This is a genomic window from Clostridium sp. MCC353 (genome assembly GCF_018785315.1).
GTDB lineage: Bacteria > Bacillota > Clostridia > Lachnospirales > Lachnospiraceae > CHH4-2.
In genome coordinates, this window is sequence record NZ_WQPN01000066.1 from 1 (window position 1) to 13,325 (window position 13,325).

Annotated in this window: 15 protein-coding genes and 2 pseudogenes; 8 read left to right on the top strand and 9 right to left on the bottom strand. The window is 45.3% G+C overall.

Annotated features, from left to right (window positions below; genetic code table 11):
- Window positions 1–229: 229 nt before the first annotated feature.
- Window positions 230–1,012: a transposase gene (locus GPL15_RS12740; protein WP_215699058.1), complete on the top strand. Its 783-nt coding sequence runs from the start codon at window positions 230–232 to the stop codon at window positions 1,010–1,012.
- Window positions 1,013–1,097: 85 nt separating this feature from the next.
- On the opposite strand, the gene GPL15_RS12745 is transcribed toward GPL15_RS12740, so the two are convergent.
- Both GPL15_RS12745 and GPL15_RS28010 read right to left on the bottom strand, forming a co-directional pair.
- On the bottom strand, window positions 1,098–3,215 hold the full coding sequence (locus GPL15_RS12745; protein ID WP_215699059.1) for a glutamine synthetase III: 2,118 nt from the start codon (window positions 3,213–3,215) through the stop codon (window positions 1,098–1,100).
- Window positions 3,212–3,361: a DUF6783 domain-containing protein gene (locus GPL15_RS28010; RefSeq protein ID WP_346344972.1), complete on the bottom strand. Its 150-nt coding sequence runs from the start codon at window positions 3,359–3,361 to the stop codon at window positions 3,212–3,214. Before GPL15_RS28010 ends, GPL15_RS12745 begins: the two co-directional genes overlap by 4 nt.
- On the opposite strand from GPL15_RS28010, the pseudogene GPL15_RS28015 reads away from it, so the two are divergent.
- Window positions 3,326–3,433 (top strand): annotated as a pseudogene (locus GPL15_RS28015) (DUF6783 domain-containing protein); the annotation flags it as partial. The gene GPL15_RS28010 and the pseudogene GPL15_RS28015 sit on opposite strands and share 36 nt — an antisense overlap.
- Before the next feature lie 132 nt (window positions 3,434–3,565).
- Here the strand turns inward: GPL15_RS28015 and fba are convergent.
- Window positions 3,566–4,429 carry a class II fructose-1,6-bisphosphate aldolase gene (gene fba / locus GPL15_RS12750; protein ID WP_215699060.1) on the bottom strand — a complete coding sequence of 288 codons (864 nt, stop codon included), beginning with the start codon at window positions 4,427–4,429 and terminating at the stop codon, window positions 3,566–3,568.
- Window positions 4,430–4,669: 240 nt separating this feature from the next.
- Complete coding sequence (gene thrC / locus GPL15_RS12755) at window positions 4,670–6,157, bottom strand: threonine synthase (protein WP_215699061.1); 1,488 nt, start codon at window positions 6,155–6,157, stop codon at window positions 4,670–4,672.
- A 238-nt stretch (window positions 6,158–6,395) separates the two neighbouring features.
- Here thrC and GPL15_RS12760 point away from each other — a divergent pair, with 238 nt between their 5' ends.
- The gene (locus GPL15_RS12760) at window positions 6,396–6,650 is read left to right on the top strand and encodes a FeoA family protein (protein WP_215699062.1); all 255 of its coding nucleotides are present in this window, start codon (window positions 6,396–6,398) and stop codon (window positions 6,648–6,650) included.
- 171 nt (window positions 6,651–6,821) lie between these two features.
- A complete protein-coding gene (locus tag GPL15_RS12765; protein ID WP_252198376.1) occupies window positions 6,822–6,953 on the top strand; it encodes a FeoB small GTPase domain-containing protein in 132 nt (43 codons plus the stop codon).
- Here the strand turns inward: GPL15_RS12765 and GPL15_RS12770 are convergent.
- Window positions 6,943–7,140 (bottom strand): helix-turn-helix transcriptional regulator, encoded by a 198-nt coding sequence (locus tag GPL15_RS12770; protein ID WP_215699063.1) that lies wholly within the window; start codon window positions 7,138–7,140, stop codon window positions 6,943–6,945. The two genes, GPL15_RS12765 and GPL15_RS12770, sit on opposite strands and share 11 nt — an antisense overlap.
- Window positions 7,141–7,305: 165 nt before the next feature.
- Window positions 7,306–7,446, bottom strand: coding sequence for a hypothetical protein (locus GPL15_RS12775; RefSeq protein WP_215699064.1), 141 nt, complete (start codon window positions 7,444–7,446; stop codon window positions 7,306–7,308).
- A gap of 245 nt (window positions 7,447–7,691) precedes the next feature.
- On the opposite strand from GPL15_RS12775, the gene GPL15_RS12780 reads away from it, so the two are divergent.
- The 4 genes and pseudogenes from GPL15_RS12780 (at window position 7,692) to GPL15_RS12790 (ending at window position 11,585) form a co-directional block, all read left to right on the top strand.
- Window positions 7,692–9,083: a recombinase family protein gene (locus GPL15_RS12780; RefSeq protein WP_215699065.1), complete on the top strand. Its 1,392-nt coding sequence runs from the start codon at window positions 7,692–7,694 to the stop codon at window positions 9,081–9,083.
- Between the two features lie 32 nt (window positions 9,084–9,115).
- Window positions 9,116–9,502 (top strand): annotated as a pseudogene (locus GPL15_RS27475) (FeoB small GTPase domain-containing protein); the annotation flags it as partial.
- A 369-nt stretch (window positions 9,503–9,871) separates the two neighbouring features.
- The gene (locus GPL15_RS27480) at window positions 9,872–10,852 is read left to right on the top strand and encodes a nucleoside recognition domain-containing protein (RefSeq protein ID WP_346344973.1); all 981 of its coding nucleotides are present in this window, start codon (window positions 9,872–9,874) and stop codon (window positions 10,850–10,852) included.
- 199 nt (window positions 10,853–11,051) lie between these two features.
- Complete coding sequence (locus tag GPL15_RS12790) at window positions 11,052–11,585, top strand: hypothetical protein (protein WP_215699066.1); 534 nt, start codon at window positions 11,052–11,054, stop codon at window positions 11,583–11,585.
- Window positions 11,586–11,589: 4 nt separating this feature from the next.
- On the opposite strand, the gene GPL15_RS12795 is transcribed toward GPL15_RS12790, so the two are convergent.
- The 3 genes from GPL15_RS12795 to GPL15_RS12805 form a co-directional block, all read right to left on the bottom strand.
- A complete protein-coding gene (locus GPL15_RS12795) occupies window positions 11,590–12,081 on the bottom strand; it encodes a PTS glucose transporter subunit IIA (protein WP_215699067.1) in 492 nt (163 codons plus the stop codon).
- A gap of 73 nt (window positions 12,082–12,154) precedes the next feature.
- Entirely contained in the window at window positions 12,155–12,640 is a 486-nt protein-coding gene (locus tag GPL15_RS12800; protein WP_215699068.1) for a DNA-deoxyinosine glycosylase, read from the bottom strand.
- Window positions 12,641–12,882: 242 nt separating this feature from the next.
- Window positions 12,883–13,266, bottom strand: coding sequence for a hypothetical protein (locus GPL15_RS12805; RefSeq protein WP_215699069.1), 384 nt, complete (start codon window positions 13,264–13,266; stop codon window positions 12,883–12,885).
- Between the last annotated feature and the right edge of the window lie 59 nt (window positions 13,267–13,325).

The following is a 13,325-nucleotide window of genomic DNA, read 5'->3' on the forward strand; positions in this document are numbered from 1 at the left end:
ATTAATTATACCAAAAAATCGCTGAAGTCGTAAGACTTCAGCGATTTTTCTTTAGGACTGTTTTTTTACAGCCCCTTTTTTGAAAATCCCTTGACATTTCATGTAAAATTTACTATATTCAAAGAGATGAAATTACATCTTTCAGTTATTTTGCTTTATGGCTGTTTCATCTGTAATTTTTCACATCTAGTCATTCAAATCTAATATCCTATCACAAGGAGGTTCTCTCATGAACGGAGGCAAACGCATCGAGTCTCAATTTCAAATCTATCACATTTTCAATCGCGGTATCGACCAACGTTCCATATTCGAAGATTCCCAAAACAAGTACTTCTTTTTAAAGTGTATCAGGAAAAGTCTGTCCATTTATGCGGTAGATATTTATGCTTATTGTCTGATGGACAACCATTTCCACCTTCTGATACACGGTGAGCTTTCAGAAATCGCACATTTTATGAGGCATATTGAAGGACGGTTCGGTGCCGCTTACAATTCTCATCATCAGCGGTTAGGAAGGGTTTTTCAAAGTGCTTATAAAAGCCGGGCGGTTAACAGCAAGCGCTATTTATTAGGCGTGCTCCGTTATATACATAAAAATCCTGAAAATGCCGGTATGAATATTTCCATCTATTCCTCTCCCTTTGTAAGTCTCCATGAATACCTGAATCCTCAATCTAAAAATCTTATTATCAGCAAAAATGCTTTTGAATTATTTTCAAAGGATTTTACATCCCCGGAGGAATTTATCAAATTTCATAAATTCCAGGATGTTATTCTATACGATGATATCGAGGAGGACTGCTGTTCCCAAATATCTGCCGTGGAACAGATTGCCTTGTCATCAATTCAAAAACAGTTTTCGATTAACAGCTGGGATGAAGCAAAAATGAATGTATTATTCAGAAAGCCTATGATTTTATTGCTCTTTCATGAATTTAATTTCACACAGAGCCATATTTCACGGCTTTTAGGGGTTAGTTTCTATCAGATCAGACAGGTTTTACACGAGTGACCTGGTCATTAACAGTAAAGGGTGAAGCCATTTCGAGAAATGGCTTCACCCTTTACTGTTAATGACCAGGTCACCCTATAAAAATCTAAACCTCAAAAATCAAATCACCATAGCTTGGGAACGGCCAGAGTTCTTTATCAACGATCATTTCCAGCCGGTCCGCCGGAGCGCGGAGCGCTTCCATGGCGGGCACCACCTGGTCGTGATAAGCGCGGGCCTGTTCTTCGTTATTCTCGATCACACCGCATTTCTCATTGACATCGATCAGGGCTGCCAATGCTAATTTCATATCGGAAAGCAGTGCGGATGTCTCGATCAGCAGTTCTGTCTGCACGCTTGCATCCGCTTCCGGACATGCGGTTTTCACTGCATTTAAGGAACCTGCCAGCTGTGTCGTATACTTGATGACAGCCGGAATAATCTGCTTGCTGGCCATATCGATCATAGTTCTCGCCTCGATGTTGATCGCCTTGGAATATGCTTCATATTCAACTTCTGCCCGTGATTCCAGCTCCGCCTTTGTAAATACGCCGAATGTTTCAAACAGTTTTACAGCTTTGTCGGTGGTCAGGGCCGGGATCGCATCAACCATTGATTTGATGTTTGGAAGGCCGCGTCGTTCGGCTTCTTCCACCCAGGCGTCTGAATAGCCGTTTCCATTAAAGATCACTCTTCTGTGATCTGCCAGAAGCTGCTTGATTAAATCATGAACCGCAGTATCAAAGTCATCGGCCTGATCCAGAATATCGGCTGCTTCCTTGAAGGTTTCCGCTACAATTGTGTTGAGAACGACATTGGGGGAGGCAACGGAATCAGAGGAGCCTACCATACGGAATTCAAATTTATTGCCGGTAAATGCAAATGGTGATGTTCTGTTTCTGTCAGTCGCATCTTTATCCAGATCCGGAAGTGTGGCAACGCCGGTCATCAATTTTCCACCTTTTTTGGAGTGGGTTGCTTCGCCTGTGCTGCAGAGCTGATCGATCACGTCTTCCAACTGTTCGCCCAGGAATACGGAAATAATTGCGGGCGGCGCTTCATTTGCGCCCAAACGGTGGTCATTGCCCACATCTGCAGCCGATTCGCGGAGCAGATCCGCATGTCTGTCCACAGCCTTTAAGATACATCCGAGCACAAGAAGGAACTGGATGTTCTCATGCGGGGTTTCGCCCGGATTCAGAAGATTGATGCCGTCGTCTGACGTCAGGGACCAGTTGTTATGTTTACCGGAACCATTGACGCCGGCAAATGGCTTTTCGTGGAGAAGGCAGGTTAATCCATGGCGTCCTGCCACCTTTTTCAGTGTCTCCATCACCATCTGGTTATGATCTACAGCCAGGTTTCCCTGATCGTAAATCGGCGCCAGTTCATGCTGGGCCGGTGCCACTTCATTATGCTGGGTTTTAGCGGTTACACCCAATTTCCACAGTTCCTGGTTCACTTCGTTCATATAAGAACCGATGCGCTCTCGGATAGCTCCGAAATAGTGATCTTCCAGTTCCTGGCCTTTAGGAGGCATTGCGCCGAACAATGTGCGTCCCGCATAGATCAAGTCTTTTCTCTGTAAATATTTTTCTCTGTCTACGATGAAGTATTCCTGTTCCGGTCCGACGGACGGGACTACTCTTTTAGCTGTGGTATTACCAAATAATCTTAAAATTCTGAGCGCCTGCTGGTCGATGGCCTGCATGGAACGGAGTAATGGGGTCTTCTGATCCAGGGCCTCTCCTGTATAGGAACAAAATGCGGTAGGAATGCAAAGAGTTACGCCAATGGCGTCTTCTCTCAAAAATGCAGGTGATGTACAATCCCATGCTGTATATCCTCTTGCTTCAAATGTTGCGCGAAGGCCGCCTGATGGAAATGAGGAAGCATCCGGCTCGCCTTTAATCAATTCTTTTCCGGAAAACTCCATAATGACTTTTCCATCCGGGCTGGGAGCGGAAATAAAGGAATCGTGCTTTTCGGCGGTTACTCCGGTCAACGGCTGGAACCAATGTGTATAATGGGTTGCCCCTCTCTCAATGGCCCAGTCTTTCATCGCATGAGCAACAACATCTGCTATGGACGGATCCAGCTCTGCTCCATCTTCAATGGTCTTTTTCAGCTTTTTAAATACACTTTTAGGCAGCCGTTCCCTCATAACGGTTTCATTGAACACATTTTTGCCGAATACTTCGGCTACATTCACAAGCTCACTCATAAATTTTTCCTTCCTCTCATTCGCATTCCATATTCCTGGATGTGTCTGTAAATTGCTTCCGCCAGCTGTGCGTCACACTTTGTGGAAGATTTGGTCCCGATGAGGGAAGCGCAGCGGGCTGCGTTGACCGAATTGGTACCAAATATGCCGGGAAGCGGGACGTGCAGATGGCGGGAACGAATTCTCAAACGCACCCTGGCTTAAAAACGAAAGCTTAACTGTCATATAATAGAAATGGCGTTCTCCCTGTTTTAGGAAGAACGCCTTCGTTCTTTATTAAAATAAACCATTTCATGCAAAAATGCAAGCGGTTTTTTCATTTTTTTTATTTTTGTATATAGTATACAAAATTATGCTTTTCCAACAGAACCGAATAATTCCATTTTTTCTTTTACAGTTGCTTTAATCGCTTCTGTACCAGGGGCTAACAGCTTACGTGGATCGAAACCTTTTCCCTGCTGGTCTTTGCCTGCTTCGATATACTCGCGGGTTGCTGCCGCGAATGAAAGCTGGCATTCCGTGTTAACATTGATTTTTGCAACGCCCAGGCTGATTGCTTTTTTAATCATATCGGCAGGGATACCAGTACCGCCGTGAAGAACTAAAGGCATGTCCCCAACTTTTTCCTTAACCGCCGCTAATGTCTCAAAGCTTAAACCTGCCCAGTTTTCCGGATATTTTCCGTGGATATTGCCGATGCCTGCCGCCAGGAAGTCAATGCCAAGATCCGCAATAGCCTTACATTCATCAGGATCCGCACATTCTCCGGCTCCGACTACGCCGTCCTCTTCTCCGCCGATAGAACCAACTTCCGCTTCCAAGGAAAGTCCTTTTTCCTTACAGATTTTAACCAGTTCTGTGGTTTTTGCGACATTTTCCTCGATGGGATAATGAGAACCATCGAACATTACGGAGGAGAAACCTGCATCAATGCATTTTAAACAGCCGTCAAAGCTGCCGTGGTCTAAATGAAGAGCTACGGGAACGGTTATTTTCATCTCTTCCATCATTCCGTTTACCATACCTACAACAGTCTTATAGCCTGTCATATATTTTCCCGCGCCTTCAGAAACCCCTAAGATAACAGGGGAATTTAATTCCTGCGCTGTTGCTAAAACTGCTTTTGTCCATTCAAGATTGTTGATGTTAAACTGGCCTACCGCATATTTGCCATCCCTTGCTTTCTCAAGCATATCCTTTGCCGAAACTAACATTTCACAAACCTCCATTTTCTTGAAATTTACTTTCACTTCTTAATTATATACCAATTTGGCTCTTTTGTGAATCTTTTTTATATTAACCTTTTTTTACATCAAGTGTGAAGGCATTTTCAAAAATGCCTTCACACTTGATGTAACACACTTGATGTAACACGCTTGATGTATCATGCTTAATGTAACACACTAGATGTAAAAAAGGCTCATATACGCCGTCATATGTGAAGTCCCCCAACACTACAGCCCAAGAATCCCCGCCACAGTATCTTCCATCTGGTCAACATCACATTCTTTTGTATGTAAAACCTTGGCATTGCGAATCTCTTCCACAGCTTTGGGAATCGGCACACCGGATGCCCTGCTGAGTTCATCAATTAAAGAGAACTCATCCTGCCCGCTCTGGTCGCCGAATATTGCATCCATCACGCTGCGTGAAAACTTGTATGGGCTCGCCGTGGAGGCGATCACAGTTTTAGCCCGGTCCGCTGTCTCTTTACGGTATTTGTCATAAACGGCCGCCGCTACGCCTGTATGGGTATCGATCATATAATCGGTGTCATTATACAGCTTTTTAATGGTCGAAGCATTCTCCTGCTGTGTGGCATAGTTGCCCCAGAAGTCCGTCAGCTTCTCTTTCATGGATTCTGTGATCGTATAGCTTCCGGTTGAGCTGAGTTCTCCCATCAATTCCGCCGTTTTGGCTCCGTCACAGCCGGTGCTTAAATAAATCAGGCGCTCTAAGTTGCTGGAAATCAGAATATCCATGGACGGTGAATTGGTGAGTATGAATTCCCGCTTTTTATCGTAGGTTCCGGTCGTAAAGAAGTCATACAATACTTTATTGTCATTAGAAGCGCAGATCAGAGTCTTCACCGGAATCCCCATCTGCTTTGCAAAATACGCGGCCAGAATGTTGCCGAAGTTGCCGGTAGGAACCACAATGTTAATCCTCTCGCCATTTTTAATCTCCGCATTGGCAACCATCTGCGCATATGCATATACATAATAAACGATCTGGGGCACCAGTCTTCCTATGTTGATCGAATTGGCGGAAGAAAGCTGAAAGCCCTTTGCCGCTAATTTCTCCCCAAATGCCTGATCGCCAAAAATCTTTTTAACGCCTGTCTGGGCATCGTCAAAATTGCCGTGAATGGCCACAACGCTGGTGTTTACGCCCTTCTGGGTTACCATCTGAAGTTCCTGTACCCTGCTGACTCCGTCTTTCGGGTAAAATACAATGATTCTGGTTCCTTCTACATCTGCGAATCCTGCCATAGCCGCTTTACCGGTATCACCTGAAGTAGCCGTCAGAATAACGATTTCATTATCCACATGATTCTTTTTTGCCGCTGTTGTCATCAAGTATGGCAGAATTGAAAGAGCCATATCCTTAAATGCAATCGTGCTTCCATGGAATAATTCCAGGAAATACGCGCCGTCCGCTTTCACCAGCGGAGCGATTGCTTCCGTATCAAATTTACTGTCATAGGCATGTGTAATGCAGTATTTCAGCTCTTCTTCCGTAAAATCAGTCAGAAAAAGCTTCATCACTTCATAAGCTACTTCCTGGTATGTCATTCCAGCAAGTTTATTAACCGGTACATCCAGCTGCGGGATTGATTCCGGCATATATAAGCCCCCATCTCTGGCCAGGCCATTTAAAATTGCCTGGGATGCCGTTACGTTATTTTCACCCCCGCGAGTGCTCTTATATAACAGGTTCATATTGTAGGTTCCTTTCTTTTGAAATCATTGTTTAATGGGAAAATTGTAGCACACTTTGGATTCCGGCGCAACCGTTGAAAATGCTTACAGATCATATTGTAATCCAAAATTTGTCTGAATTACGGCTAAAAAATTGTGGATTTTCTCAAAAATACCCGGATTGCCAACGCACATGATGCACCATCGCGGTGCTGACGCATATAGTATAATAAAGCTGAACTTATTGATGTGAACAAGAATGGTTATCCCATTAACTCAGATAGATGTAGGTGAACATGCCCGTGTTGTCTGGATTGCCAGCGAAGACAGTATGGCGACGCGGTTAAATGATCTCGGTTTTATTCCCGAAGGGGAAATTGAATGCGTCCTGAAAGGCGGTTCCAAAGGAATGCGGGCTTATCTGGTCCGCAACGCCGTTATCGGACTGCGCCTGGAAAATATTCAGGAAATATTTGTTAAAAGATTGGAATGCGGGGAATGTTCCCCGATTTGACTTATTTTTGATTGAGCAAAGCCGCTGACCGGTTCTTAGATGACCGGCAGCGGCTTTATGCGTCCGCGCCATGCTGCTTTTCACATTTATCCCGGGATTTTACGGTCTGGCAGGCACTACTGGCGTCTTCCTTTCATATGTAACTATTAGGTTATAAATTGGAGGAATTATATGGAAGACAATCGCGTGGTAATAGCCTTGGCTGGAAACCCTAATGTGGGGAAAAGCACCATATTTAATGGTTTAACCGGGTTGAGACAGCATACGGGAAGGTGTTATTTAGAGGGAAAACTCATTCAATAATCTCAAAAATATCATCCACCTGGCAGTCCAGAATGGCGCACAGCTTATCAACCGTGCGGGTAGAAATATGTTCGCCATGCTTTATTCTGGATAGTTGTCCCGGGCTGAAATTATAGTAACGGATTAAACGGTACTGATTGATACCTTTTTCTTCAAGAGTACGCCATAAAGGTTCATAGGATACCAAACGATCACCTCCATCATTTGTAGAAATCTTTTGTAATAATCCTTTGTAAAATTGTTTACAGGATGCTGCTTAGTTACATTATAGTATAATGATCGTAATTTTACAAATTATTTTGTTATAAGGCCGGGAGCCGCTCCAGGATTGCCGAGGTCCCCGCCCTCCCCCTCAATCGCTGTCATCTGCCTCTTTCTTCTTTATTTCCCTTACCGCTATATCCACATTTTCCCTCTCTCCAATTATCACCGCTATTGTCTGAAAAACTTTTTCTATATCCAATGTGCCGTGTATGGTAATTTTATCATTCATACATCTGGTCCCTTTTTGATAAATTGTATGCGGAAGGGGTTGTACCTGTTGTTTTCTTTTTTATCCGTATTTTTTATATCCGCATCTACATACAATCAAAGAGGAGAGGATCGTGTAATAAATAATCCTGACGGCTTATTTTTACACCCAAATTTATGCCGGAGCCACAAATTTGAATCGCAGCTGAGAATCTGAAATTCTCAGCGCGTGCCTACGAAAAAAGCGCTCCGGCATGGAGGATTAGAATGCCCAAAAAAGAAAATTCAAAACTCATCCGGGTAGCCGCCTACAGCCGGGTGTCTTCAGACGAGCAGGCAAAACACGGGGATTCCATGCGGGATCAGGGGGAACGGACCCTGGAATACATAAACAGCCACTCCAATATGATCCTGGCGGGAGTTTTTACTGATGACGGAATTTCAGGCCAAAAATTGGACCGGGATGATTTTCAGCGCCTCATGGACGCAGTGAAAGCGGATGAAATCGATCTGATCATCTTTACCAAACTGGAGCGGTGGTTCCGCAGCCTGAGGCATTATCTGAATACCCAGGCCATTTTAGAGGAACACAATGTGTGCTGGACTGCCATAGACCAGCCTTATTTCGACACCAGCACCCCCCACGGCCGCGCCTTTGTGGCCCAATCCATGATGTGGGCGGAGCTGGAAGCCCAAAACGACGGCATCCGCATCACAGACGTATTTAAAAACAAAGTGAAGTACGGGGAGGTGATTACCGGTAAAGTGCCGCGTGGCTACCGGATCGAAAATAAGCACCTGGTCTTTTCTGAAGAGGCGCCTGCCATTTATGACAGCATCTTATATTTTTTGAAAACCCAGTCCCTGAGCGGTACAATCAAATATATGCGCAGCCAGTACGGCATAACCATGACCCTCGCCAACTTCAAGGAAAGCATTCTGCGCAATCCCAAATACACAGGGCGGTACAGGGACAATGAATCCTACTGTCCGCGCCTGATCTCCGATGATATTTGGGATGAAATCCAGAAAATTCTAAATGCCAACAGAAACATCAAGAGGAACCAGAGGTATCCGTACATTTTTTCAGGGCTTCTCGTCTGCGGTGAATGCGGCTGTAAAATGAGCGGCTGTAAAATTAACGTATGCATAAAACGGAATAGCGGAAAAGAATACCGTTATAAATATCCGGCCTACGAATGCAAGCAATACCGCACTTGCAGGGAATGCCCCAACGGAGGGGAAATAAGGGAAAAAGCAATTGAAGCGTATTTATTGGAATATATGGGGGCACAAATGGAGACTTTCACCGCGGCCTATACGAACCGGAGCAAAAATACCTTAGACAACCGGGGAAGGAAAGCCGCCATCCGCAAAAAGATGGACCGTTTAAAAGATCTTTATATTGACGGATTAATTTCTTTAGAGGAATACAAATATGACCGGGAAACCTATTCGGCGGAGCTGGAAGGCCTTCCCGATTTTGTAGAATCTCCTGTCGACTTCACAAAGATCAGCAGTCTTTTAAACAGTTGTTTCGAGACCATTTATGCTTCTTTTGACAACGAAGAAAAACGCCGTTTCTGGCGGTCTGTTGTGAAGGAAGTCAGCATTTCCAAAAGTAATAACAGGCAGAGAGAATATAAGATATTCTTATGATTTTGTTTTTCCTCTAATTACGGCAGCATACGGGAAACTGGCCGGGTAAAACGGTAGCCTCCGCAAGGGGCACATTTGATTATGAGGGCCAAAGTTTTCTTCTGGTAGATCTGCCAGGTACTTATTCGTTGTCAGCACATTCAGAGGAAGAAGAAATCACCAGAGATTATTTGAGTTCAGGGGATGCGGACATGACGGTAGTCGTTTGCGACGCCACTTGTCTGGAACGGGGGCTTCACCTGCTGAAACAGATTATTTCACTGGATGAGTTGAAAGATACGGGCAAGCCGGTGATTTTATGTGTGAATCTTTGTGATGAAGCGGGTAAAAAGGGGATCGAAATAGATTTTGACCTGCTGCGGGACGTAATACAAATCCCTGTGGTTTCCTGCTGCGCCCGCTGTCAAAATTCATTGGTGGGATTGAAACAAGCGCTGGTAGACGCGGAGGAGCAGACCTTTCATTATGAATGTCTGGATTTTTCGCCCAAACGGCTGGCAGAAGAAGTGGTGGAATATACAAAAGCCGATTACCGCCGGAGGGAGGAACTCTTAGACCGGATCGTGACGGGTAAAGTCAGCGGATTAATTCTCATGGTGGCTCTGCTTTTGGGCGTATTCTGGCTGACCATGACCGGGGCCAATTATCCCGGGGAGGTTCTGTGGAGCTGTCTGTTCTATGTGGAAGCCCGTTTAGCAGAATGGATGATCTCTATCCACGCTCCCGGCTGGATGATCGGGGCGCTGGTGTATGGAGTTTACAGGGTCCTGGCCTGGGTAGTTGCGGTAATGCTGCCGCCTATGGCTATCTTCTTCCCGCTGTTCACACTGCTGGAAGATCTGGGATATCTGCCAAGGGTGGCATTTAACATGGATCATGCGTTTCAAAAATGCAAGGCCTGCGGAAAACAGTGCCTGACTATGGCCATGGGGCTGGGCTGCAATGCTGCCGGAGTTGTGGGCTGCCGCATCATCGATTCGCCCAGAGAGCGTTTAATCGCGATTCTGACCAACGCCATGGTTCCCTGCAACGGGAGATTTCCGACAATTTTTACCCTGATTACGCTGTTCTTTGTGGCGGGAATCCATGACTCTTTTGCCGCGTCACTGGGATCCGCGGCCATTTTAACACTGGCGATCGTAGGCGGAGTTATGGCCACTCTCGGCTGTTCCTGGCTTCTGTCGCACACGCTTTTAAAGGGCGTTCCTTCCTCATTTACATTGGAACTGCCCCCTTACCGGAGACCGCAGATCGGAAAAGTAATTGTGCGCTCCATTTTTGACAGGACGCTGTTCGTTCTGGGCAGAGCTGTGGCTGTGGCGGCCCCTGCCGGGCTGGTCATATGGATTCTGGCCAATACGTATGTGGATGGGCAGAGCCTGCTGATCATTTTGACGGGATTTTTCGATCCTCTCGCCAGGCTCATGGGCTTGGACGGCGTTATTCTGGCCGCCTTTATCCTGGGATTTCCGGCAAATGAAATCGTCCTGCCGATCATTCTGATGGCCTACTTACAAACCGGAACACTGGTGGAAATGACGGACATTGCCGCCCTGAAAGACCTGCTGGTCAGCCACGGATGGACCTGGGTCACTGCCGTCTGCATGCTCATATTCTGCCTGTTCCACTGGCCTTGTTCCACAACCTGCCTGACCATCCGCAAAGAAACCGGCTCCTGGAAATGGACCGCAGCAGCCGTATTGCTCCCAACTCTTTTAGGATTCGTACTCTGCGTGATCGTCGCTTCGGTTGCCCGGCTTTTCAACTAGGTGTATAATAGATAGGAAACTGTTCAGACAGGTCTGCGCCTCTACTGCGCAGACTATACGAAAACATAGCGCCTGCAGGCATCCGGCTCCCCGCCCCAGGCGAATTCAATGTGCCGTTCTGTACAGTTACAACAGATACAAAAATACCACAGAGGAACAATGCCCTCTGAATATCTATCAATTGGAGGCTGCGATACCAATGATCAGTCAGATTACAAAGTTAAAATGCATGAATTTTACAGAGCAGGTGCTTCATGTCCCGGGAAATTATTCCGGAGGCATTTTAGAAATGGCAATCGTCTTTGACAGTTCTTTAGACCGCCAGACCGTAACTGCTTTGACCGGCGATTTGATAAAGGCCTTAAAAGCACACAGTCCTGTCTTTAGAAATGTGCGGTTAAATACCATCATATGGAAAAGCGGAAATGAATTGATTAAAGAAGTAACTCCAATGCCGGTTTTACAGTTGGGACGTTTCTTTGACAATTGGGAAACAGCGGGTCAGACAAAATCATTTGACGAACTGGCCCGCCAGCTCCGGCTGTTTTATGCCCGCTCGAAACTGATTTTTGTGTTGACCACTGGGGATTTTTATATGGAAGATGTGGATCAGACAATTTCATATATGAAACCGTTTTTGGAAAAAAAGCTGATTTTCCTTACAACAGACAGGGATGAAACAGCTCTGAAGCTTACACGGCGGACCATATTGGTTCGGAATCATGTGGAGTGAGGGGTTACCTTTCGCTCCACTCCCCAATCACCGTCTGTCCTGCAGCCGCATCCATCCCTGTCATATACACGGGCGGTTCCATTCCTTTCAAATCTGTTATAACAAAAATCACAAGGTCGGAATACCCTCTCTCCTCAATCATTTTCCGGTCAAATTTGAGCAAAATATCTCCGCATTTCACCTTAGTCCCGGTTTTGACACAAAGCGTAAACCCTTCGCCATTCAACGCAACCGTATCTAAACCAACATGAATTAAAACTTCCATGCCATTCGACAGCGTCAGTCCTATAACATGTTTGGAATCCTCCATTACCACGCTGACCACTCCGTCTGCCGGCGCTGTAATCTGTCCCTCGGACGGATAAACTGCGACTCCGTCACCCAGCCTCTTAGAGGAAAACACCGGATCAGGCACTTCCTCCATTGGAATTACTTTCCCGGACACAAATGCGGTCAAATGACCGGGCCGGCTCTTTTTCTTCATGAATCCAAGCATCGCTTCTTCTCCTTTTCTCAGAACACACAATGGTTTTCAGTAATAATACGTCCATACTCCTGTTCTAATGATTTCAAATAATGATACATCCATACTCCTGTTTTAGCTGCTCATAGGGCATCCTGCAATTGGCTGGACTGGTGGAAGGCAGCATGACGGATGGAATTCCGGTTTTGGGGTAGCAGTACTTCTTATATAAGGCAGTCGCTTTGCTGCCGGTAGTATAGATCTTTTCTATACTGGCCTGTTTCAGTATAATATTCATGTCATTGGGAACCGGATTTTTAATACTGGCATCATCCGCTCCCCGGATTTCGCAGCTTGCAAGGACATCCCACAGCGCTATATGGTGTTTTTTTACTAAAATAATCTTTTCTTCTATTGTTTGGGGCATCTGCTCATTCAAAATATCTGACAGAACTTTCCAAAAACGGTTTCTGGGATGGCCGTAGTAAAATCCCTGTTCTCTTGACTTTGGCGACGGGATTGTTCCCAATATTAAAATTTTCGATTCGGTGTCATAGATTGGCGAAAATTGATGATGTACGATTTCTGACATATTATCCCTCCATGCCGAAGCGTTTTTCATGTTAACCTCTATTTTGTTAAAAGCTGTTGTTATCATTATATTTCATAGATCTGCAAGTCCACTATTTTCTCTATCATACCTCAAATCCCGGATTTTTACATCACTTGCCCAGAATAAAGTTACGAAAAGTGAAAAAAGCAGCCTCAGGCACTTTTTAATCTGTGCCTTTAGCTGCCTTTTCCTTATGTAAGCCATTGAAGGCCGTTTCTCAATTACTGAGCTGCGCTTGTGCTCTCTGCTTCTTCTGTTGTTTCTTCTACAGCTTCTGCATCAGCTTCTTCTGCCTTCTCTGATTCTGCAGCTTCTGCATCAGCTTCTTCTAAAGATTCTGCTTCAGTTGATTCAGCATCGCTTGAATCTTCTGCGCTTGCGTCTTCTGCGTTGGATTCTGCTGCGCTTGAATCTTCTGCGCTTGTCTCGTCTGCAACAGTTGTTTCTTCTGTTGTAACTTCTTCCGCAGTTGTTTCAACGGTTGTCTCAACTGTTGTCTCTGCATTTGTGGATTCTGCTTTTTCACCGCCGCAAGCTGTCACGGATACAGCCAGCATACCAGCTAAAGCTACTGCACATACACCTTTTTTTAATGTTTTTTTCATAATTTTTTCTCCCTTTTGCCGCCTTATTATAGTTGCTCCAGCGACGTAATGAATTATAG